The sequence below is a fragment of the Nocardioides korecus genome (assembly GCF_054778395.1).
Window position 1 is genome coordinate 198,373 of sequence record NZ_BAAGZO010000007.1, and the last position, 19,045, is coordinate 217,417.

Annotated in this window: 23 protein-coding genes; 14 read left to right on the forward strand and 9 right to left on the reverse strand. The window is 73.2% G+C overall.

Annotated elements, in window-relative coordinates:
• Window positions 1–32: 32 nt before the first annotated feature.
• Window positions 33–470 carry a VOC family protein gene (locus ACYVDA_RS15400; protein WP_460819302.1) on the reverse strand — a complete coding sequence of 146 codons (438 nt, stop codon included), beginning with the start codon at window positions 468–470 and terminating at the stop codon, window positions 33–35.
• Between the two features lie 423 nt (window positions 471–893).
• Here ACYVDA_RS15400 and ACYVDA_RS15405 point away from each other — a divergent pair, with 423 nt between their 5' ends.
• On the forward strand, window positions 894–1,376 hold the full coding sequence (locus ACYVDA_RS15405) for an aggregation-promoting factor C-terminal-like domain-containing protein (RefSeq protein WP_460819303.1): 483 nt from the start codon (window positions 894–896) through the stop codon (window positions 1,374–1,376).
• Between the two features lie 441 nt (window positions 1,377–1,817).
• On the opposite strand, the gene ACYVDA_RS15410 is transcribed toward ACYVDA_RS15405, so the two are convergent.
• The gene (locus ACYVDA_RS15410; protein ID WP_460819304.1) at window positions 1,818–2,291 is read right to left on the reverse strand and encodes a hypothetical protein; all 474 of its coding nucleotides are present in this window, start codon (window positions 2,289–2,291) and stop codon (window positions 1,818–1,820) included.
• Window positions 2,292–2,428: 137 nt separating this feature from the next.
• On the opposite strand from ACYVDA_RS15410, the gene ACYVDA_RS15415 reads away from it, so the two are divergent.
• The 4 genes from ACYVDA_RS15415 to ACYVDA_RS15430 all read left to right on the forward strand — a co-directional run bounded on the left by ACYVDA_RS15415 (window position 2,429) and on the right by ACYVDA_RS15430 (window position 4,716).
• The gene (locus ACYVDA_RS15415) at window positions 2,429–2,749 is read left to right on the forward strand and encodes a putative quinol monooxygenase (protein ID WP_460819306.1); all 321 of its coding nucleotides are present in this window, start codon (window positions 2,429–2,431) and stop codon (window positions 2,747–2,749) included.
• A gap of 61 nt (window positions 2,750–2,810) precedes the next feature.
• Window positions 2,811–3,389: a dihydrofolate reductase family protein gene (locus ACYVDA_RS15420; protein ID WP_460819307.1), complete on the forward strand. Its 579-nt coding sequence runs from the start codon at window positions 2,811–2,813 to the stop codon at window positions 3,387–3,389.
• Entirely contained in the window at window positions 3,386–3,955 is a 570-nt protein-coding gene (locus ACYVDA_RS15425) for an SRPBCC family protein (RefSeq protein WP_460819308.1), read from the forward strand. Before ACYVDA_RS15420 ends, ACYVDA_RS15425 begins: the two co-directional genes overlap by 4 nt.
• Window positions 3,952–4,716: an endonuclease/exonuclease/phosphatase family protein gene (locus ACYVDA_RS15430; RefSeq protein WP_460819309.1), complete on the forward strand. Its 765-nt coding sequence runs from the start codon at window positions 3,952–3,954 to the stop codon at window positions 4,714–4,716. Before ACYVDA_RS15425 ends, ACYVDA_RS15430 begins: the two co-directional genes overlap by 4 nt.
• 51 nt (window positions 4,717–4,767) lie before the next feature.
• On the opposite strand, the gene ACYVDA_RS15435 is transcribed toward ACYVDA_RS15430, so the two are convergent.
• Genes ACYVDA_RS15435 through ACYVDA_RS15445 form a run of 3 tightly spaced genes read right to left on the reverse strand, consistent with a single transcriptional unit; the run spans window position 4,768 to window position 6,543 of the window.
• Complete coding sequence (locus tag ACYVDA_RS15435; protein ID WP_460819311.1) at window positions 4,768–5,145, reverse strand: DUF3224 domain-containing protein; 378 nt, start codon at window positions 5,143–5,145, stop codon at window positions 4,768–4,770.
• Between the two features lie 11 nt (window positions 5,146–5,156).
• Complete coding sequence (locus ACYVDA_RS15440) at window positions 5,157–5,867, reverse strand: cytochrome b/b6 domain-containing protein (RefSeq protein WP_460819312.1); 711 nt, start codon at window positions 5,865–5,867, stop codon at window positions 5,157–5,159.
• Complete coding sequence (locus ACYVDA_RS15445; protein ID WP_460819313.1) at window positions 5,854–6,543, reverse strand: molybdopterin-dependent oxidoreductase; 690 nt, start codon at window positions 6,541–6,543, stop codon at window positions 5,854–5,856. Before ACYVDA_RS15445 ends, ACYVDA_RS15440 begins: the two co-directional genes overlap by 14 nt.
• A 149-nt stretch (window positions 6,544–6,692) precedes the next feature.
• Between ACYVDA_RS15445 and ACYVDA_RS15450 the strand changes: the two genes are divergently transcribed.
• From ACYVDA_RS15450 to ACYVDA_RS15460, 3 genes are all read left to right on the forward strand, one after another.
• Entirely contained in the window at window positions 6,693–6,896 is a 204-nt protein-coding gene (locus tag ACYVDA_RS15450) for a hypothetical protein (protein WP_460819314.1), read from the forward strand.
• 89 nt (window positions 6,897–6,985) lie between these two features.
• Window positions 6,986–8,719, forward strand: a complete 1,734-nt coding sequence (locus tag ACYVDA_RS15455; protein ID WP_460819315.1) for a DEAD/DEAH box helicase — start codon at window positions 6,986–6,988, stop codon at window positions 8,717–8,719.
• 146 nt (window positions 8,720–8,865) lie between these two features.
• Window positions 8,866–9,258, forward strand: a complete 393-nt coding sequence (locus tag ACYVDA_RS15460) for a TMEM175 family protein (RefSeq protein ID WP_460819419.1) — start codon at window positions 8,866–8,868, stop codon at window positions 9,256–9,258.
• Here ACYVDA_RS15460 and ACYVDA_RS15465 read toward each other — a convergent pair.
• Window positions 9,221–9,913: a class I SAM-dependent methyltransferase gene (locus ACYVDA_RS15465; protein WP_460819316.1), complete on the reverse strand. Its 693-nt coding sequence runs from the start codon at window positions 9,911–9,913 to the stop codon at window positions 9,221–9,223. The two genes, ACYVDA_RS15460 and ACYVDA_RS15465, sit on opposite strands and share 38 nt — an antisense overlap.
• Before the next feature lie 131 nt (window positions 9,914–10,044).
• Here ACYVDA_RS15465 and ACYVDA_RS15470 point away from each other — a divergent pair, with 131 nt between their 5' ends.
• Window positions 10,045–10,614, forward strand: coding sequence for a hypothetical protein (locus ACYVDA_RS15470; protein WP_460819317.1), 570 nt, complete (start codon window positions 10,045–10,047; stop codon window positions 10,612–10,614).
• Between the two features lie 150 nt (window positions 10,615–10,764).
• Here ACYVDA_RS15470 and ACYVDA_RS15475 read toward each other — a convergent pair whose 3' ends face one another.
• Both ACYVDA_RS15475 and ACYVDA_RS15480 read right to left on the reverse strand, forming a co-directional pair.
• Complete coding sequence (locus ACYVDA_RS15475; protein WP_460819318.1) at window positions 10,765–11,262, reverse strand: DUF6584 family protein; 498 nt, start codon at window positions 11,260–11,262, stop codon at window positions 10,765–10,767.
• A 58-nt stretch (window positions 11,263–11,320) separates the two neighbouring features.
• Entirely contained in the window at window positions 11,321–12,439 is a 1,119-nt protein-coding gene (locus ACYVDA_RS15480) for a DNA glycosylase AlkZ-like family protein (protein ID WP_460819319.1), read from the reverse strand.
• A gap of 167 nt (window positions 12,440–12,606) precedes the next feature.
• Here ACYVDA_RS15480 and ACYVDA_RS15485 point away from each other — a divergent pair, with 167 nt between their 5' ends.
• The 5 genes from ACYVDA_RS15485 to ACYVDA_RS15505 all read left to right on the forward strand — a co-directional run bounded on the left by ACYVDA_RS15485 (window position 12,607) and on the right by ACYVDA_RS15505 (window position 18,523).
• Window positions 12,607–12,783 carry a hypothetical protein gene (locus ACYVDA_RS15485; RefSeq protein ID WP_460819320.1) on the forward strand — a complete coding sequence of 59 codons (177 nt, stop codon included), beginning with the start codon at window positions 12,607–12,609 and terminating at the stop codon, window positions 12,781–12,783.
• A gap of 129 nt (window positions 12,784–12,912) precedes the next feature.
• A complete protein-coding gene (locus tag ACYVDA_RS15490) occupies window positions 12,913–15,294 on the forward strand; it encodes an FdhF/YdeP family oxidoreductase (RefSeq protein ID WP_460819321.1) in 2,382 nt (793 codons plus the stop codon).
• Between the two features lie 51 nt (window positions 15,295–15,345).
• On the forward strand, window positions 15,346–16,812 hold the full coding sequence (locus ACYVDA_RS15495; protein WP_460819322.1) for a protein adenylyltransferase SelO: 1,467 nt from the start codon (window positions 15,346–15,348) through the stop codon (window positions 16,810–16,812).
• The gene (locus ACYVDA_RS15500; RefSeq protein ID WP_460819323.1) at window positions 16,809–17,816 is read left to right on the forward strand and encodes an MOSC domain-containing protein; all 1,008 of its coding nucleotides are present in this window, start codon (window positions 16,809–16,811) and stop codon (window positions 17,814–17,816) included. Before ACYVDA_RS15495 ends, ACYVDA_RS15500 begins: the two co-directional genes overlap by 4 nt.
• A gap of 119 nt (window positions 17,817–17,935) precedes the next feature.
• On the forward strand, window positions 17,936–18,523 hold the full coding sequence (locus ACYVDA_RS15505) for a hypothetical protein (RefSeq protein WP_460819324.1): 588 nt from the start codon (window positions 17,936–17,938) through the stop codon (window positions 18,521–18,523).
• Between the two features lie 4 nt (window positions 18,524–18,527).
• Here ACYVDA_RS15505 and ACYVDA_RS15510 read toward each other — a convergent pair whose 3' ends face one another.
• Window positions 18,528–18,959, reverse strand: coding sequence for a hypothetical protein (locus ACYVDA_RS15510; protein ID WP_460819325.1), 432 nt, complete (start codon window positions 18,957–18,959; stop codon window positions 18,528–18,530).
• Window positions 18,960–19,045: the final 86 nt, after the last annotated feature.

Sequence of the window (19,045 nt, forward strand, 5' to 3'; positions counted from 1 at the left end):
CCGCGTGCACCCGTCGACCGATGTCTCGGCGGTCAGGTCGGCTGCAGCGCCTGTGCCAGCATCACGATGATGTCGCTGGGGCCGCGGACGTAGGTGAGCTTGTAGATGTCTTGGTAGGTGGCCACGCCGCGCAGCGGGTAGCAGCCGTGCCTCGCGGCGATCTCCAGTGCTTCGTCGATGTCGTCGACGGAGAAGGCGACGCGGTGCATACCGATCTCGTTGGGCTGGGTGGGCGTCGTCCTGATCGCGTCAGGGTGGATGTACTCGAAGAGCTCGAGGCGACCGTTGCCGTCGGGTGTCTGGAGCATGGCGATGTTGGCGTGGTTGCCGTCGAGGCCGACGGCGGTGTCCGTCCACTCGCCGCTGACCGTGTCGCGGCCCAGGACGGTCAGACCGAGATCGGTGACGAAGGCGATCGCGTCTTCGAGGTCATGGACCGCTATACCGACGTTCTCAAGTTTGATGGACACACGCCGCACGCTACTCAGTGAGGCCCCTCGGGTTCACCGCGTGAAGGCGCGCCGGGGCCCCTTGGCCCGGTCTTGCTCAGCGATGCGCGTCCCCGCGTCACACCGCCGCGTACCGGACGCACGAATCTGGGGAGATCCGCCTGTTCGGTGCGCAGATCAACGGCCCCGTGCCACCCTGTGCCGGTGGATCCAAGCGCGGGGTGGCGCCAACACAGCGGCAGGTACCGAGGCGTTCCCGGGCGGCCAGCCGTCGGGGTCGTGGCGCCGCTGATCGTCGCGCTCCTGACCGCTGGTTGCGCAGCACCCGTGCCGAGGGCGTCCGACGCGGCCACGCCATCGAAGCGCGCCTCGTCCCGAGGACCGGTCGCGACGCAGACCCCCGAGGCAGCCGCACCGTCGACGCAGGCCCCGTCCGGACAGCCGGTGGCGACGCAGACTCCCAAGGCACCGACCCCCACGAGGACGCAGGCTCCGCTCGAGCGCACCGGCGCCGCCGCTCGCGTGCCGCACCGCATCATCATGGAGCAGCTGGCCAAGCGCGCGGAGCGCATCGCCGCGTCCATGTCCAGCGCCGCTCCCGAGGTGCTGCCCACCGACGTCAGCCCCGACTCCAACCGGGCAGTCGGGTACCACCTGATGCTCCAGTTCGGCTTCAAGGCCGATCAGTGGCAGTACCTCGACGCGTTGTGGCAGCGCGAGTCCGGCTGGAACCACCTGGCCAAGAACGCCTCCTCAGGTGCCTACGGCATCCCGCAGGCGCTGCCGGGCTCGAAGATGGCGGACGTCGCTCCCGACTGGGCCACCAACGCGGAGACCCAGATCACCTGGGGTCTGGCCTACATCGCCGCGCGCTACGCGGATCCCCAGGGCGCGTGGGGTCACTCCCAGCGCGTCGGCTGGTACTGACGACCCCCTCCCACCAGCGGAAGATCCGGTCGACGACGCCCTGGGTCACGAGGGACTGGTCCAGGCCGAAGTGGTCGGTCAGCTCGGCGCGCAGGAACTCGGCGACCTCGTGCTCCGTGTCGCCTCGGAGGAGGTGCGAGATCAGCGGGTCGCGGATGCAGTCATACTCGTCCACGGGTCCGCCGCGGCCGGGACCGAGGACGCCGATCGGGTCCCACTCGTTCAGCAGGTCACGTAGCTCTCGTTGCGCCCGCCGGGCCCAGGCCGCGTCATGCTGCACGCGGCGAGGCTACACACGACGCCACCCCGCTCCACGGGACTCGGGGGCTGTGGAGGCACGCCATTTCGACATGCAGTTCGGCCTGCTCCCCACCCCGCGACGCCGCAACGTGCCCGATCCGAGCGTGAACTGCATGTCGCTGTGGCGGGCACGGCGACGGATCAGCGCCCCCGCGACCGCTCCGTCAGGTAGGCGTGCGCCCAGTCCGGCTCGGAGGCTCCCCTGCGGCGGGCCTTGCGGCGGCGTACGGGGGCGACGACCAGGACCACCGCGGCGGCGACGAACCACACCGCGATGGCGGGGCCCTCGACCCAGCGGGTGGGCCGGTAGTACAGCGCCTGGGAGGGGTCGCTCGACTCGTAGTAGACGGTGATCGGGGTGGGGCGGGCCGGGAACGCGGTGGTGTTGAGCGTGTAGTTCTCGCCGTCCACCCGGTAGTAGACGAGGCCGTCGCGGATCGTGCCGGTCGTCGTGTCCCCGACCCAGTAGACGCGGGAGGCCGACTGGCTCTCCAGGTAGACGAAGACCAGGCCGACCAGGACGAGCCCGGCGGCCACGAGCGTGGACGTCGCGCGCAGCCACTCCCGTACCGCGGCACTCGACCGCGAGCCGGTTCCGTGATCCAACGCGACCATCCCAGCAGCGTAGGACCGACGCCGACCCCGAGGAAGGGGCGGACGAGGCTGACGGTGTGCCGCCGTCGGGGGCGTCGTGCGAGAGTGCGAGGCGGAGCAGGTGCACCCGGCGCCTGCACCCGAACCAGGAGGACGTCTTGATCTACATCACCGTGAAGAAGAAGCTCAAGCCCGGCACGGCGGAGGCCTACCTCGCCGCGAGCCAGGCCTACACCGACGCGACCCGCGCCGAGCCCGGGAACATGTTCTACGAGCACTTCGTCAGCGTCGACGACCCCGACACGATCCTCACCATCGAGGCCTTCACCGATAAGGCGGCCGGCGAGGCCCACGTCAACACCGACCACTTCCAGAACGGCGTGGACGGCGACGCCAAGCAGTACATCGCCGAGCGCCCCGACATTATGTACATCGACGCCGCCGACCGCGACGGCTGGGACAAGATGTCGGAGTTCTGAGCCGTACGCCGGCGTACGACCCGGCGCCCAGCCCGCTCCGCCCACGACGGGGGTCACCACCGTGAGACCGCTCCGCTACTCGATCAACACCACGCTCGACGGCTGCTGCCACCACGAGGCCGGGCCTCCCCCGGACGAGGAGTCGATGCGCTACTGGGCCGACGAGATGGCCCGGGCGGACGCCTTGCTGCTCGGCCGGACGACCTACCAGATGATGGAGTCCGCCTGGCGTCGGCCGGCCTCCGGCGCGTGGCCGGACTGGATGGATCAGGCGGAGGTCGCGTTCGCCGAGGCCATCGACCGGGCGCGCAAGCACGTCGTGTCGAGCACGCTGGTCGAGGTCGACTGGAACGCCGAGCTGGTGACGGGTGACCTGGGGCCGGCGGTGCGCCGGCTCAAGCAGGAGCCGGGCGAGGGCCTGTGGGTGGGTGGCGTGACGCTCCCCCGCGCGCTGGCGGACCTGGACCTGGTCGACGAGTACGAGTTCCTCGTGCAGCCGATGATCGCCGGGCACGGACCGACCCTGCTCGCCGGCCTCGGTGCGCGCGTCCGGCTCGAGCTCGTGGATCGCCGCGAGTTCCGGTCGGGCGCGATCGCCCTGCGCTACCGGCCCGTGCCTGACGCGCCGGTGCGCGGGTGAAGCGCCCGTTCGCCCGGGTCCGAGCGACGTACGCCGAGCGCACCTCGCCCGTGCCCGGGGACGACCTCGTGCCGGACGCCACCGTGGTGATGGACCGGGGGTTCACCGTCCCGGGCACGCCGGAGAAGGTCTGGCCGTGGATCGCCCAGCTCGGCAAGGGGCGCGGCCGGTGGTACCTGCCCGCCCGGGTCGAGCGCCTGCTGCCACGGTCGGGACGCGCCCTGCGCCACGTCGACCCGCGCTGGCAGGACCTGCAGGTCGGCGACGTCGTCCCCGACTACGGGCGCGACGCGACCTTCGAGGTCGCGCAGGTCGACGCGCCGCACGTGCTCGTCTACCGGTCCCGGCGCGGCCGGATCCGGCTGACGTGGGCCATCACGCTGACCGAGGACGGCGGTGGTCCCGACGCCACCCGTGTCGCGCTGCGGCTGCGGCTGGCCGGCGTGAAGCGCGTGCGGCTGGCGGAGGTCGGCGGCGGCTTCTTCGACCTGGTCACGATCGCCGGGATGGCCGCGGGGCTCACCGAGAGGCTGGAGACCGAGCAGGACGCAGGTCCACCCCGATGAGCGACGTGCGGATCGGCACCTGGAACGTCGAGTACGCGCGAGGGGTCGAGAAGAACCGCAGGCGGTCCGCGCACCTCCGGTCGCTGGCCGCCCAGGTCTGGGTGCTGACGGAGACCCACGACGACCTCGATCTCAGCAGCACCCACACGGCCCTCCACTCGACGCAGCGGTACGCGACCCCGGGAGGCCGGTGGACGACGTTGTGGACCTCGCTCCCGGTGATGGAGTGCCTCCCGACCGACGATCCGAGCCGGTGCGTCGCTGCACGGCTCGACGCCGGCGACGCAGGCGAGCTCGTCGTCTACGGCACCGTCCTGCCCTGGAACGGCGATGTCGGGCCCGACGAGAAGAACCCCGGTCGAGGTTGGAGCGAGTTCCGTCGCGTGGTGGCGCACCAGGGGCAGGAGTGGGCGGAGCTCCGCCGCTCCTTTCCCTTCGCGACCCTCGTCGTGGCGGGTGACCTGAACCAGGACCTGGGAGGTCGGCACTTCTACGGCAGCAGGAAGTGTCGTGCTCTCCTGAACGTCGAGCTGGCGAGGGCGGACCTCACGTGCCTGACGACGACCGGCAACTTCGCTCAGGGCCTGCTCGAGCACCCGCCCATCGACCACATCTGTGCGAGCCCCGGCCGCAGCAACCTGACCGTGACACGGGTCGACGGTTGGAACAGGACGATCGACGGCGTCGCGTTGAGCGACCACGGGGGAACCCTGGTCGACCTCGCCGTCCCTCGCTCGCAGCAGCCAGAACCCGGTCGGTGACCTGCCGTCATCCGGCCAGAGGACTCCCGCGCCTCGGCGCGAACCCGGGCGTCAGGCGAGGTCGAGGACGAAGAAGGGGCCGTCGTCGTCGTGCTCGATGCGCGCCTGGCCGGACCAGTCCATGAAGTCCCCGGTGCCGGACTGCTCGACGACGAAGCCGAACGCCGCCTCCGGTCGGCCCTCGACCGCGCCGTGGTGGACGGTCACGGTCCCGCTGCGACCGTCGTCGGTGGTGCCGGTGATGTGCTCGGCAGCGAGGTAGGAGCGCGAGCCCTCGACCCCCGAGGACAGGAACAGCACCACGGAGGTGCCCACCAGGCCGCCGGTGAAGGACTTGGTCATGCGCGCCACGCCGACCCAGTCCTCGACCCCGTCCACGTTGCGTGGGTCCCACCCGTCGACCGCGAACCGTGCCACCAGTGTCGTCATGCCTGCGCACGCTACCGACTCGAGCGGCCGTCTCCGACGGACGGACCACCCGGCCCGACCTGGCCGCGCTGCGCGGTGACGGCGGGTGGCTCTCCGGCGACCTCGCGCGCCCAGGCGGCGTGCTCACGACGGGCCCACCGCAGCGGGACCCGACCGGTGCGCATCCCGGCCATGGCGTGCGGGTCCCGGCTCGCCATCACGACGTGGCCGAGGACGAGCAGGCCGACGGCGAGGGCGAACCAGTCGTGCACGAAGGTCGCGCCGGTGCGCCAGGCCAACGGCGCGAGGTGGGTGACGTACATGACGACCCCGGAGACCAGCAGAACGCCGATCGAGCCGGCCGACAGCGCGCCGTTGAGCTTCTGACCGGCGTTGAACTTGCCGACCTCGATCGTGCCGTCGCGGCGCGTCCGCGAGCGCAGCCAGGCCCAGTCGCGCGAGGTGAAGCGGTTGAGCCGGTGCGCGTCGTCGCGGTAGGCCCGGTCGGCCATGCCGACGACGATCGGCACCGGGAGCACCAGCCCGGACCACACGTGGAGCTGCTCGACCACGAAGCGGTGGCCGACCAGGACGGAGAGCGAGCCGTTGTAGAGGACGGCCGCGGTCAGGATGCAGGTGCCCATCAAGATCGCGGTCAGCCAGTGCACCCACCGCGTCGCCCGGCCGAACCGGTCGATCCTCTGGCCGGTCTCCGGCGGCGTCCCGGGCTCAGGTGCGCTCATCGGACCCCCGCCCGTTCGACCTGCCGACGAACCCGTCGACGTCGTACCCCCGCTGCTCCCAGTAGCCCGGGACCACCGCGTCGGTGACCTCGATGCCGGAGAGCCACTTCACGCTCTTGTAGCCGTACATCGGGGCGACGTAGAGCCGCACCGGCCCGCCGTGGTCGTGCGTGACCGGGCTGCCGAGCATCTCCAGCGCGACCAGGACGTCGGGGAGCCGCGCCTGGTCCAGGGTCAGGCTGTCGGTGTAGGTCCCGTCGAACGACCTCAGCCGCAGCGCCCGGCCCGCCGTCTGCACCCCGGCCCGGTCCAGGACGTCGGAGAGCCGCACCCCGCTCCAGTGCACCTGCGGGACCCGCCAGCCGGTGACGCACTGGAAGTCGCGCACCAGGCGGGTCTGCGGCATCGCGCGCAGGTCGTCCAGCGTGAGGCTGACCGGGTGGTCGACCAGGCCGCTGACCTGGAGCCGGTACGTCGTGGCGTCGCGGGTCGGCGCGCCGCCCGTGACCGAGTAGAACCGGAAGGTGTCGCCCAGCGGCAGCATCGAGGTGAGCCCGGTCGGGTCACGCAGCTGCACCGGCGCCAGGAGCGACGTCAGCGTGTCCTGGGCCCGGGTGCCGGTGACGATGCCGAGCGCGCCGACGCCCAGCAGCCCGACCACGACCCGACGGCCCACCGGCCGTCCGTCCTCCGTCGGACCTGGGCCCGGCGCCGGAGCCGGCGGCGTGGCGGCATCGTCGGTGGCCGGCGCGGAGGATCGGCGGGCCCACCAACGCTGCATCCGTCGAAGGTAGCCCGTCTCCCCTGGGGAGTACGTTGGCCGGCATGGGACGAAACGTCAGTCGCGTGATCGGTGCCCTCCTGGTGCTGCTGGGTCTGCTCTGGATCCTCCAGGGTCTCGACGTCGTCGGCGGGTCCGGCATGAGCGGCCACGTGATCTGGGCCGTGATCGGCGTCGTGGTCGGAGCCGTCGGGGTGGGCATGATCGTCCGCAGCCTGCGCACGCCCCCGGTGCGCGAAGAGCTCTGAGCGCTGCGTCGGCGCCTCCTGCGTCGATGGCGCGTCGGCCGTGGGCGAGCCGACCCGGTGCGCGGCACCGGTCCCGGTAGCGTCCCCGGGTGGCCAGCACCCGCCGATCCGGCACCCGGAAGCGCGGCGGGCCGTCACGTCGGGGCGGGTCGCGCCAGACCCCGAGGCCGCTGCCGGCCGTGGGGCCCGGGGAGCGGCTGTGGGTGCTCGACGTGCCCTACGGCACCCAGGTCGAGGGCGCGACGTGGCACTCCGCGGTCAGGACCCACCTCCACGTGGGGCGGGTGCTGCCGCAGCACCTCGCGGCGTACTCCCCCGGGCCGCACACGCTCGGGCGGTTCATCGAGAACTCCCTGAACCCCGGCGACCCGACCCCGGTCCCCGAGCCCACCGAGACGCTCGAGCCGCGGCGGCTCCAGTTCGAGGCCGCCGACGCGATCGCCGCACGAGCCGAGGCGGGCGGTCGGCAGTTCCTCCTCGCCGACGAGCCCGGCGTGGGCAAGACGATCTCGGCGGTCCTCGGGGCCTCGGCGGTCGGGGACCTGCGAGGCGCCCAGCGCGTGCTGGTCGTGGCCGACCGGCCCGCCGCGATCACCATCGGTCACTGGTGCCGCACGATCACCGCGCTCGGCGACAGCGGCCTGGAGTGGGTGGTGATCACCTGGGACCGGCTGGAGAAGGTCGCGGGCCACACCTGGGACGTGATCATCGCCGACGAGGCCCACGCGCTGCGGCGCACGACGACCAAGCGGTGGAAGCACTGGGCGCGGATCTCCGGGCACTCCCAGCCGCACGACCGGGCGCCGTTCGTGATCGCGACGACCGCCACGCCCGGGCACACGCCGCTGGAGCTGCCCTACCTCGCGCCGGCGTACGCCCAGGTGCTCGGCGAGCCGATGAGGGCGTGGACCTCCGCGACCCAGCCGGGGCCGACGTTCGCCGCCGCGCTGGAGCGCCACGGCGTGGGCGTCGAGCAGGGACTGTACGGCGCCACCTGGACCACCGACCCGGCCCGGCGCGCGGCCGACCTGAAGCTGGTCCGCGGCTGGCTGGCCGACGAGCGGCCTGCCGCGATGCTGCACCGCGCGGCGCCGTGGGGGCCGGTGCCGATCTCGGGGATGCCGGTGGCGCTCACCCCGGCCGAGCGGACGGCGTACGAGGCGGAGTGGGGTGAGTTCTGCCGCGAGATGGACCTCGCCCGACGCGGTCGCAACACCGCCAAGGGCCGGGCCGCGCTGCTGCGCTTCCGCCAGAAGGCCGGCCTGATCCGCGTCGACTCCACGGTCGACTGGATCGTCCAGCAGGTGCAGGCGGAGCGGCAGGTGGCGTGCTCGGTCGAGTTCGTCGCGACCGCCGCCGACCCCATCGCCGACCGGTTGCGCGACTCCGGCCTCGAGGTCGCCACGATCTACGGCCGCGACCGGTTCGACCCCGAGGCCGAGCGGCTGCGCTTCCAGACCGGGCAGGCCACGGTCTGCGTCTTCACCACCGTCGCCTCCATCAGCCTGCACGCCGGCGAGACCCTCCCGGGCGGCCGCCAGGCGAGCACCGAGCCGCGCGTGGGCGTCTTCCACCAGGCCCGCTTCTCCGGCATCGCCGGGCGCCAGGTCACCGGTCGCACCCACCGCGACCACCAGGTCTCCCCCTGGCACGTCGCGTACGCCGAGGGCACCGTCGAGGAGCAGGTCGGCAAGGTGATGGTCGAGCGCATCGCCGCCGCCTCCGACACCGTCGGCAGCGACACCACCGGCCTGGCCGCCCTGGCCGAGCTGCTCGGCGCCGACTGGCTGCCGCCCACGAGCCTCACCGAGGACGGTGCCTGAGCGCTCGACCCGGCGGCTGCACGTCCCTAGGCTCGGCGGATGTCGACCACGAGGCTCGAGGCGTTCAGCGACGGCGTGCTCGCCATCATCATCACGATCATGGTGCTGGAGCTGAAGGCGCCTGACGAGCCGACGCTGCACGCGCTGTGGGCGACGACCAGCACCCCTTCACCACGGCCTGGCTCGACGAGTCCGACCTCGCCCGCACCCCGACCGTCGTGTACGGCGTCAACCTCGTCGCGGCCGCGATCGCCTTCGGCCTGCTCCAGGCCCAGATCCTGCGCGTGCCTGGCACCGGTGAGCGCGTGCGCAGCGCCATGGGCAACGACCTCAAGGGCAAGGTGTCCCCGGTCCTCTACCTGACCGGCATCGCCCTGGCGTTCGTGAGCCCGTGGCTGGCGCTGGCGCCGTACGTCACCGTGGCGCTGATCTGGCTCGTGCCCGACCGGCGGGTCGAGCGGTTCCTGGCGCAGGAGCGCGCGGGCGGCGCCCCGGGCGGCGCTACCGAGCCTCGAGGTCGAAGAACAGGAAGCAGATGAACCGGCCCGTCGGCTTCGTCGCCGGCAGCAGCGCGGGAGGGGTGTCCGGGGACGGTGGCGGCTCGCCGACGCCCCGGACGTTGAACCCGGCGTCCACGAACGCGCTCACCATCAGGTGCAGCGGCCGGTGCCAGAAGGTCAGCCACACGGTCTCGCCGTCGAAGACGAAGTCCTCGGCGTACTCCGTCACCGCGAAGTAGTCCTTCTCGGGGTAGACCAGCGGGAAGATCGTCGGGTGGTTGACCGAGACCAGCACGCGACCGCCGGGCCTGAGGACCCGCCGCAGCTCGGTGAGCGCTGCGGCCCAGTCCGGCAGGTAGTGCAGCACCAGGGAGGCCGTGACGAGGTCGAACTGCGCGTCGGCGTACGGCAGCGGACCGGCGAGGTCGAGGACCTGCAGGTCGACGTCGTCTCCCAGCCTCGCCCGGGCCAGGTCGACCATCCCGGCGCTGACGTCGAACCCGGTGACCACGGCGCCGCGGTCGCGCAGCGCGGCGGTCAGCGGTCCCGAGCCGCAGCCGGCGTCGAGCACCGACAGCCCGGCGACGTCCCCGGCCAGGCGCAGGATCTCGGGGCGCTCGTAGTAGGCGTTGTAGAGGTTGGACTCGTTCTCGGTCGAGTACACCTGCGCGAACGCGTCGTAGTCGGCAGGCATGCTGCTCCCGGTGAGGTGGCGCCCGACGCGGAGCCCGGTGCAGCGCGGAGGCGGACGACGCTGTTCTACCCGCGGTCGGCCTCGGCGTACGCCCACCACGCCGGGGTGGCCGGCGACGGTAGGTTCGCCCGATGGCCCACCTCGTCCTGATCGGTCCGATCGGCGTGGGCAAGTCGACGGTCGCGCCGATCGTCGCTGACCTGCTGGGGCGGTCGACCGTCTCGGTCGACGAGGTGCGCTTCGAGTACTACCGCCGCGCCGGGTACGACGACGTCACCGCCCTCCAGCTCCTGGCGACCGGAGACGTCTTCGGCCTGACCCGCTACTGGAAGCCGTTCGAGGCGGACGCCGTCGAGAGGGTGGTCGTCGACCACACCGACGCCGTCCTCGACCTCGGCGCCGGCCACGCCGACTTCCCGCACGGGCCGTTGCTGGACCGGGTGGCCGCCGCGCTCGAGGGCCACTTCGTCGTGCTGCGCCTGCCGTACGACTCGGTCGAGGCCTCGAACGACTTCCTGCGCCCACGCGTCGGGGACCAGGCCGAGGTCGTGCACGAGCTCAACCGCACCTTCGTCGCGTCGCGCTCGTTCCGCCTGCTGGCCGACGCGACCGTCCACGTCGCCGGCCGCACGCCCGACCAGGTCGCGGCCGAGGTCGTGCGTCACTGGCAGACATCCACGTCGGACCCGCCTCGGACGTGACACCCGTGGTGGAAGCCGCGACCACGAACCCGGACCCGACCCCGGCGCACACGGCGACGGCCGCCGCCCCCGGCACCCGGCGGGGGATCTGTGGTGGATCGCACGCACCAGGTGCACGCGATCCACCACAAAGCAGGGGTCCTGGCTGCCTTAGCCGAAGATCCAGCGGACCACCGTCCAGAAGCCGATCCCGAGTAGGCCGAGCAGGGCCAGGGTGATCGACCAGAGGACGAGCGGCTCCAGGGCGTCCGTGGCCCACCACGGGACGGGCGGGCGCGAGACCGGCCCGTCCCCCACCGGCCTGGGTTGCGTGGCCTCGAGCTGCGCGGCCCTGCGGAGCTCCTCGAGGTGCCCGGGCAGCTTCCCGTGTCGCACCGGACCGGGGATGCTGGCCCACCGCGCCTCCTCGCTCCCGCGGCGCTCCCGCCAGGCACGGATCGCGAGGTCGGCGCTCTCGTCGGCTCGGCCGGTCACGAACCAGAGCGCACCGGCCGCGGGCAGGTCGCCCATCTCGAGGTGCACCGTGGCGAGCAGGTCGAGCAGCTCCTCGTCCTGACGGTCGCGCAGCAGCCCGTGCAGCCGGTCCCTCGCCTTCCACAGGCGGCCGGCCTCGTGGTCGGCGCGTGCCCGGTCGAGGGAGTAGGTCATCGCGCGATGTTCCCAGGCACCGGCCGAGCAGCACCACGGGTTTGTCGGGCGCAGGACCTCAGGCCGACGAGGAGGTCAGCTCCAGGGCGAGGTCGCGGTCGAGGAGCCCACCCAGGCGCGCGGCCTCCTGGGCGATGGCGGCGTCCGGTCGGGGGCCGGCGTCGCGCCAGGTCACCGCGAGCAGGTCGCCCGTCCTCGTCCAGGTGCCGCGCACGACGCCCCCGACGACGAGCGGGTTCGCCTTGCGGGTCATCAGGGGCCGGAGGGCGGGTGGGGTCACGTGGGGGTCCTTGGTGCCTGGACCGATCACCCACTGGTCGTGGCCGGGCAGGAGCCGCACGGCCTCGGACGGGCGGGCCGCCTCGAGGTCGTCGACGTCGTCGCGCACGACGTACGCCGTGGTGCCCCCGACGTCGAGGGCCACCACCTGGTCAGAGAGCCCGGCGAACCAGGACCTCAGTCGTGCCCGGCCGGCGCTGAGGCCCTCGCCGAGCCAGTACTGCACGTGGTCCGGCGTGGCCGGGCCGTAGGTCCGCAGGTAGGCCAGGATCGCGCGCGGACCCGCCTCGTCGAGGTCGGGCACACCGCGCCACCGGGGGTTCAGGTCGAGCCGCTGGAGGGTGACCGTGCCGTCGCGCGGCACGCCCAGGCTGACGTCGCCCTGCCAGCTCAGCGGCTTGAGGAGCGTCCACGCACCGTCGGCGAACACCGTCGCGAGGTGCCGGTAGGCGGCCTCGGCCGTGAGGACCTGCCCCAGCTCGGCCACGGTCAGCGGTCCTCCCGCCAGCGCCTCGCGCACGGCGGCCCGGAAGTCGGGCCACTGCTCGGCGCTCAGCCGGTAGTGCTCGACCCAGCTCGGCAGCTCCCACTGCCGGCCCGCCGACCGCAGGGCCAGGTAGGTGCCTCCGTCCTCGGGCGAGAGGTGGTGCACCGCGCCGCGGAACGCGAACGCCGTGACCACCTCGCCGGCGGCCCGCGCGGCCAGGAGCTCACCCGGGGCGGACTCCTGCCGGCGGGTCCGCACCGCCAGCTCGGCCAGGCCCCCGTCCATCGACAGCACCGCACCCAGCCGTCGTACGACGCCGGCGACCGGCTCCGACCCGGCGGGGGCGAGCAGCTGGCGGTCCAGCCGCCACGCCAGGGCCTGCGCCCAGGACACCGACGTCTCCCCACCCATCGCCCCACCCTCCCACCGGACGGGCACCTGGGCGACGGGCTGGGCGACGGGCTGGACGGCGACGCGGCCTCCCGGGTCCTTGACCCCGCCAGTGCACGACTGTTCACTGAGCACCAGGAGCCCCAGGTGCGTGCCCGGACACGGCTCCCGAACCCTCTGGAGGAGCCGTGCTCAACAACCTGTCCGGGATCGGCGCAGTGCAGGACGCGCTCGCCACCACCAACGAGCTGCTCGCGGCCGTCCTCGCCGAGCTCCAGCAGACCAACGCCGTGCGGCTCGAGGCGGTCGCCGAGGAGCTCCGCGCCCTGCAGGTGGCGGTGCAGCAGGTCGGCACACCGGCCTGACCTGGGCCGAGTCGCGACGCGCCGGCCGGGCTGCGGTCCCCAGACCCCCCTGGGGACCGGACCCGTCGGTGACGAGGGGTATGAAGACTGTTGGCGCGGGGTATCCGGCGCGCGACGAAAGGCAGTCCCATGAGCCGTCAGGCACCCCAGCACGACATCGACGAGAGGGACCTCGAGGTCACCCACCCCGAGGACCACGCCGCCGGCCCGACCGCGGTCGCGGTCAGCATGAACCGAGCCCTCCAGGGCATGGGCGTGCGCCGGACGGCCCAGACCCTGCTCAAGCTCAACCAGGCCGACGGCTTCGACTGCCAGGGCTGCGCGTGGCCCGACCCCTCCCCCGACCACCGCCACACCGCCGAGTTCTGCGAGAACGGCGTCAAGGCCGTCACCGACGAGACGATGCTGCGCCAGGCCGGACGTGAGTTCTGGTCCGCGCACTCCCTCGAGGACCTGGCCGGACGCACCGACTACTGGCTCGGCCAGCAGGGCCGGATCACCGAGCCGATGGTGCTGCGCGAGGGCGCCACCCACTACGAGCCGATCTCGTGGGAGGACGCCTTCGACCGGATCTCCACCCACCTCAACGGGCTGGCCTCGCCAGACGAGGCCGTGTTCTACACCTCGGGCAAGGTCTCCAACGAGGCGGCGTTCGCCTTCCAGCTGTTCGTGCGCGCCTATGGCACCAACAACCTCCCCGACTGCTCGAACATGTGCCACGAATCGACCTCGGTCGGCCTCGCGGAGGTCATCGGCATCGGCAAGGCCTCGGTCACCCTCGAGGACGTCCACACGGCCGAGCTGATCGTGATCGCCGGGCAGAACCCCGGCACCAACCACCCGCGGATGCTCAGCGCGCTGGAGATCGCGAAGAAGAACGGCGCCAAGATCATCGCGATCAACCCGCTCAAGGAGGCGGGCCTGGTGCGGTTCAAGAACCCCCAGAACCCCAAGGGCGTCGTCGGGCGCGGCACCACCATCGCCGACCTCTTCCTCCCGGTCCGCATCAACGGCGACCTCGCGCTGTTCCAGGCGATCGCCTCGCTGCTGCTGGAGTGGGGCAACCTCGACCACGACTTCATCGAGCAGCACACCCACGGCTTCGAGGCGTACGCCGACCACCTGCGCGCCCTGGACTGGGACCTCGTGCTCGCCTCGACGGGGCTGTCGCGCGCGGAGATCGAGGAGGCCGCCCGGATGGTCGCGGGCTCCAAGAAGACCGTCTACTGCTGGGCGATGGGCATCACCCAGCACCGCAACGGCGTGGCGAACGTCAAGGAGATCTCCAACCTGGCCTTCCTCCAGGGCAACATCGGCAAGCCCGGCGCCGGCCTCTTCCCGGTGCGCGGCCACTCCAACGTGCAGGGCGACCGCACGATGGGGATCTGGGAGCGCCCGCCGGCCCACTTCCTCGACGCCCTGCGCGACGAGTTCGGCTTCGAGCCGCCGCGTGAGCACGGCCTCGACGCCGTCGCCGCGGTCAAGGCGTTCCGCGACGGCCGGGCCAAGGTGTTCTTCGGTCTCGGCGGCAACTTCGTCGCCGCGATGTCGGACACCAACGTCACCGAGGACGCGCTGCGCCGGGCCGACCTCACCGTGCAGGTCTCCACCAAGCCCAACCGCTCGCACGTCGTGCACGGTCGCGAGGCGCTGATCCTGCCCCCGCTCGGTCGCAGCGAGAAGGACCTCACCGGCGGCCGCCCGCAGCGGGTCACCGTCGAGGACTCCGTGTGCGCGGTCCACGCCTCGCACGGCCCGCTCGAGCCGGCCTCCCCGCACCTGCGCTCCGAGGTCGACATCATCGCCTCGATGGCGATGGCCACGCTGGGCGACCGCCACGACATCCCGTGGGCCGACTTCCGCGACGACTACCGCCAGCTGCGTCGCCGCATCGGCCGGATGGTGCCGGGGTGTGCGGGCTACGAGGAGAAGGTCGACCAGCCGGGCGGGTTCGTCATGCCGCACCCGCCGCGCGACAGCCGCACCTTCGACACCGAGGTCGGCAAGGCGGTGTTCACCGTCAGCCCCACCGAGGTGCTCCAGGTGCCCGAGGGCCGGCTGCTGCTGCAGACCATGCGCTCCCACGACCAGTTCAACACCGTCATCTACGGCCTCGACGACCGCTACCGCGGCATCAAGAACGGTCGCCAGGTGGTGCTGCTGAGCCCCCGCGACATCGAGGCCCAGGGTCTGCGCGACGGCCAGCACGTCGACATCACCAGCGAGTGGGAGGACGGCTCGACCCGCACGGTCGAGCGGTTCCGGGTCGTCTCCTACGACACCCCGGTCGGGTGCGCGGCGGCGTACTACCCCGAGACCAACCCGCTGATCTCGTTGGACTCCAAGGCCGAGGGCAGCAACCAGCCGGCGTACAAGTCCGTCGTGGTGCGGCTCGCGCCCTCCGCGATCGACGCTCCCACCACGGGTCGCCCCGAAGGCGCCGTCACGGGCGCCTCGTCGGAGCCCGACGGCGGTCAGCAGCGCCTGGTGGAGCCGCACCACCTGAGCTGACCCGGTGCTCGCCGCTCACCGTCCCAGCCCGCCGGTCCGTAGGCTGGGACGGTGAGCTCCGCACCGGCGTACGCCGTGACCCTGACCGACCGCTTCGCGCGGGAGCTGCCCGAGCTGGCGCTCCCGTGGCAGGCCGCGGAGGCCCCGGCGCCGCAGCTGCTCGTGCTCAACGAGGCGCTGGCCGCGGAGCTGGGCCTGGACGCCGAGCACCTGCGCAGCGAGGCGGGCCTCGGCCTGCTGACCGGCACCGCGGTGCCGGAGGGCGCGCGCCCGGTCGCCCAGGCGTACGCCGGCCACCAGTTCGGCGGCTACTCCCCCCGGCTCGGGGACGGACGCGCGCTCCTGCTCGGCGAGCTCACCCTGCGCGACGGGACGGTCCGCGACCTGCACCTCAAGGGCTCCGGACGCACCCCCTTCGCCCGGGGCGGTGACGGCCTCGCTGCCGTCGGCCCGATGCTGCGCGAGCTCGTGATCAGCGAGGCGATGCACGCCCTCGGCATCCCGACCACCCGCGCCCTGGCCGTGGTCGCCACCGGCCGACCCGTCCAGCGCGAGGCGGTGCTGCCCGGCGCCGTGCTGGCCCGGACCGCGAGCAGCCACCTGCGCGTCGGGAGCTTCCAGTACGCCCGCGCCACCGGCGACACCGACCTGCTGCGCCGACTGGCCGACCACGCCATCGCCCGCCACCACCCCGGGGCCGCGGACGCCGACAACCCCGCGCTGGCGCTCTTCGAGGCCGTCGTGGCGGCCCAGGCCGCGCTGGTCGCCCGCTGGATGCTGGTCGGCTTCGTGCACGGCGTGATGAACACCGACAACGTGACGATCTCCGGGGAGACCATCGACTACGGGCCGTGCGCGTTCATGGACGCCTTCGACCCGGCCACCGTCTTCAGCTCGATCGACACCGGCGGGCGCTACGCCTACGGCCACCAGCCGAGCATCACCGAGTGGAACCTCGCCCGCCTGGCCGAGGCCCTGCTCCCCCTCGTCCACGACGACCAGGACCGCGCCATCGAGCTCGCGGTCGAGGCTCTCGGCGGGTTCCGGGGCGCGTACGACGCCGCCTGGTCGACCGGCATGCGCGCCAAGCTGGGCCTGCCCGAGGGCGTCGAGGACTCCGTCGCGGACCACCTCGTCGCCGAGCTGGTGGGGGTGCTGCGCGAGAGCCACCCCGACCACACCACCTTCTTCCGGCACCTGGTGACCGCGGCGCGCGGCGACCTGGAGCCGGTGCGCGGCGTCGTGCTCGACCTGCCGCGGCTGGACGCCTGGCTGGAGAAGTGGCGCGGGCTCGAGCCCGACGCCGAGGCGATGGCGCGGGTCAACCCCGTCTACGTCCCGCGCAACCACCTGGTGGAGGAGGCGCTCGAGGCCGCCACCGAGGGTGACCTGGCCCCGCTGACCCGGCTGCTCGAGGCCGTCAGCGCGCCGTACGACGAGCGCGCCGGCCTGGAGCGCTACGCCGAGCCCGGACCGGCCGACCTCGCGGCGACGTACCAGACCTTCTGCGGCACGTGAGCCGCCCAGCCGCCCCCGTCGGACGCGTCGCGGAGCTGTGGCGCTACCCCGTGAAGTCGATGGGCGGGGCCCGGGTGGACTCGGTCGGCCTGGACGCGCGCGGGGTGCACGCCGACCGGCTCTGGGCCGTCCACGACCTCGCCGACCGCCGCACCACCTCGGCGCGACGGCTGCCCGCGCTGCTGCGCTGCACCGCGACGTACGCCGAGGAGCCCGGCCCCAACGCCGGTCCCGGTCACCCGGTCCCCGTCCTGGTCACGCTGCCCGACGCCGAGCGGCTCCGCAGCGGCGACCCCCGGCTCGACCAGCGGCTCTCAGAGCTGTGCGACCGCGACGTCGCCCTGGTGCCGCTGCCCCGGCTCGACGACCGGGCGGCGCACCGGGGCGGGCTGACCAGCGCGGCCGCGGTGCGTCGCGAGCTCGGCCTCGCCGACGACGAGCCGCTCCCCGACGCCGCCGCCATGCCGGTCCGCACGCTGGCCGCCGTGGCGCGCTGGAGCACCCCGCCCGGCACCTTCGCCGACATCGCCCCGGTGCACCTGCTGACCACCCACGCCGTGCGGGCGCTCGGCGAGGCGCTGGCCACGGACCCGCAGGACGACACCGTCGAGGACGGTCCCGGCGGTCTTGCGGTGCACCGCTTCCGTCCGACGGTCCTGGTCGAGCTCGCCGACGGCGACCACGCGGCGCACCCGGAGAGGCAGTGGGTGGGCGCCCACCTCCACCTCGGCGCGCAGGCCGTGCTCCCGGTGACCATGCCGACCGTGCGCTGCGTCGTCCCGACCCGCGAGCAGCCCGACCTGGAGCGCCGACGCCGCCTGAGCCGGGCCCTGGTCGGGACCGACGACCGCTTCCTGGGGGTGTACGCCGACGTGGCGCGGCCCGGGGTCGTCCGCGTGTGCGACGAGCTCCGTCTCGAGCACCAGCAGCGGGGCGCGGCCCGGTCCGCCCTCGGCCACGTCCGGGATGCCGTGCTCCGGGCCGGCAGCCGCGTCGTCGGCTGAGCCTGCCCGACTCCTGGGTCGGGTGTGACCCGTGTGACGCGTGTGACGATTTGGGCGGTTCGCCCTCCCCCACGGACCAGAGGACCTAGGCTCGGTCTCGACCTCGGAGGACCCACCACATGCTCATGGCGACCGCCCGCACGACCCTGCCAGACGCGCCGCACCACCCGGCCCTCGCGCCGGTGACGTCCTTGCCGACCCGCCCGCGTCGGGCGGTCCCGCGGAGCACGACGACCGCGACCTCACCGTTCCCGCTGGCGCCCCCGGCCTGGTCGCAGTGGCACGACGTGCTGGTCCCCACCGCGGACGGCACCGCGGTCCCGGTGGACGCCGTGGTCCTCGGCCCGACCGGCGTGCACGTGGTCCTCCGACAGCTGACGGGATCCGCAGATTCCGTGCCGGCCGCGTCGGCCGCCGCCGCGGTGACGGCCGTGCTGCCCGCCCGCTACCGCGCCGTGGTCACCGCCGCCCTGCTGGACGAGGCGGCCGGTGACGGCGCGGTGGTCGACGGCGTGCTGGTGGCGACCACCGCCGGTCTGGTCGAGGCCGTCCGGCTGCGGCCGCGGGTGCTGTCCCGCTCGGAGACCGGCGTGCTCGCCGCGACGCTGGCCCGGGCCCTGGCCCCGCAGGTGGTGCCGGCGACGCGCACCGGCCTGTGGAGCCGCCTCACCCGACGGTCGCGCGGCTCGGCGCGCCGCGCGGCCTGACGCGTCACTTCTTGCCGAGCTTCACGCTCGAGAAGAGCGTGTCCAACGCCGGCATCGCGAAGGCGGCGAAGGCCAGGACGAAGGCCCGCTGCCCGTCGCTGGTGCTGCCGCTGAGGCCGGCCTCCTTCGCCACCACGTCGATCGTGGCCATCGACCAGAGCACGAACGCGACCGCCGACAGGACGTAGAAGTAGAGCTTCGGCGAGGGGGTGTCCTTGGCGCTCATCGACACCGAGAGCAGGTAGACGACGTTGAGCACGGCCCCGATCGCGACGACGACCCAGATGGTCCGACCCGTGATGGTGAAGCTGGAGAAGAACAGGGTCGAGATCGCGATCAGCTCGGCGGGGACGTACTTCGCGATCTTGGACGCGGGACCGTCGGGGTCCCGGGCCTGATCGGCGTTGGTCCCGGCGTACACGACTGTCCTGGCCATGGCGTCCCCCTCATCGCGGATTCCGAGACCGGCCGCCATGCTCCGCCCGTCCCGATCCCGGGCACCAGGGTCCTGAGGACCTTGAC

What these genes read in the sequence shown, in the direction of transcription:
- ACYVDA_RS15410 (WP_460819304.1), bottom strand. Translation starts at nt 2,291, where the DNA reads ATGGTCGCGTTGGATCACGGAACCGGCTCGCGGTCGAGTGCCGCGGTA.
- ACYVDA_RS15430 (WP_460819309.1), top strand. Translation starts at nt 3,952, where the DNA reads ATGAGCGACGTGCGGATCGGCACCTGGAACGTCGAGTACGCGCGAGGG.
- ACYVDA_RS15435 (WP_460819311.1), bottom strand. Translation starts at nt 5,145, where the DNA reads ATGACGACACTGGTGGCACGGTTCGCGGTCGACGGGTGGGACCCACGC.
- ACYVDA_RS15440 (WP_460819312.1), bottom strand. Translation starts at nt 5,867, where the DNA reads ATGAGCGCACCTGAGCCCGGGACGCCGCCGGAGACCGGCCAGAGGATC.
- ACYVDA_RS15450 (WP_460819314.1), top strand. Translation starts at nt 6,693, where the DNA reads ATGGGACGAAACGTCAGTCGCGTGATCGGTGCCCTCCTGGTGCTGCTG.
- ACYVDA_RS15465 (WP_460819316.1), bottom strand. Translation starts at nt 9,913, where the DNA reads ATGCCTGCCGACTACGACGCGTTCGCGCAGGTGTACTCGACCGAGAAC.
- ACYVDA_RS15470 (WP_460819317.1), top strand. Translation starts at nt 10,045, where the DNA reads ATGGCCCACCTCGTCCTGATCGGTCCGATCGGCGTGGGCAAGTCGACG.
- ACYVDA_RS15475 (WP_460819318.1), bottom strand. Translation starts at nt 11,262, where the DNA reads ATGACCTACTCCCTCGACCGGGCACGCGCCGACCACGAGGCCGGCCGC.
- ACYVDA_RS15480 (WP_460819319.1), bottom strand. Translation starts at nt 12,439, where the DNA reads ATGGGTGGGGAGACGTCGGTGTCCTGGGCGCAGGCCCTGGCGTGGCGG.
- ACYVDA_RS15490 (WP_460819321.1), top strand. Translation starts at nt 12,913, where the DNA reads ATGAGCCGTCAGGCACCCCAGCACGACATCGACGAGAGGGACCTCGAG.
- ACYVDA_RS15505 (WP_460819324.1), top strand. Translation starts at nt 17,936, where the DNA reads ATGCTCATGGCGACCGCCCGCACGACCCTGCCAGACGCGCCGCACCAC.
- ACYVDA_RS15510 (WP_460819325.1), bottom strand. Translation starts at nt 18,959, where the DNA reads ATGGCCAGGACAGTCGTGTACGCCGGGACCAACGCCGATCAGGCCCGG.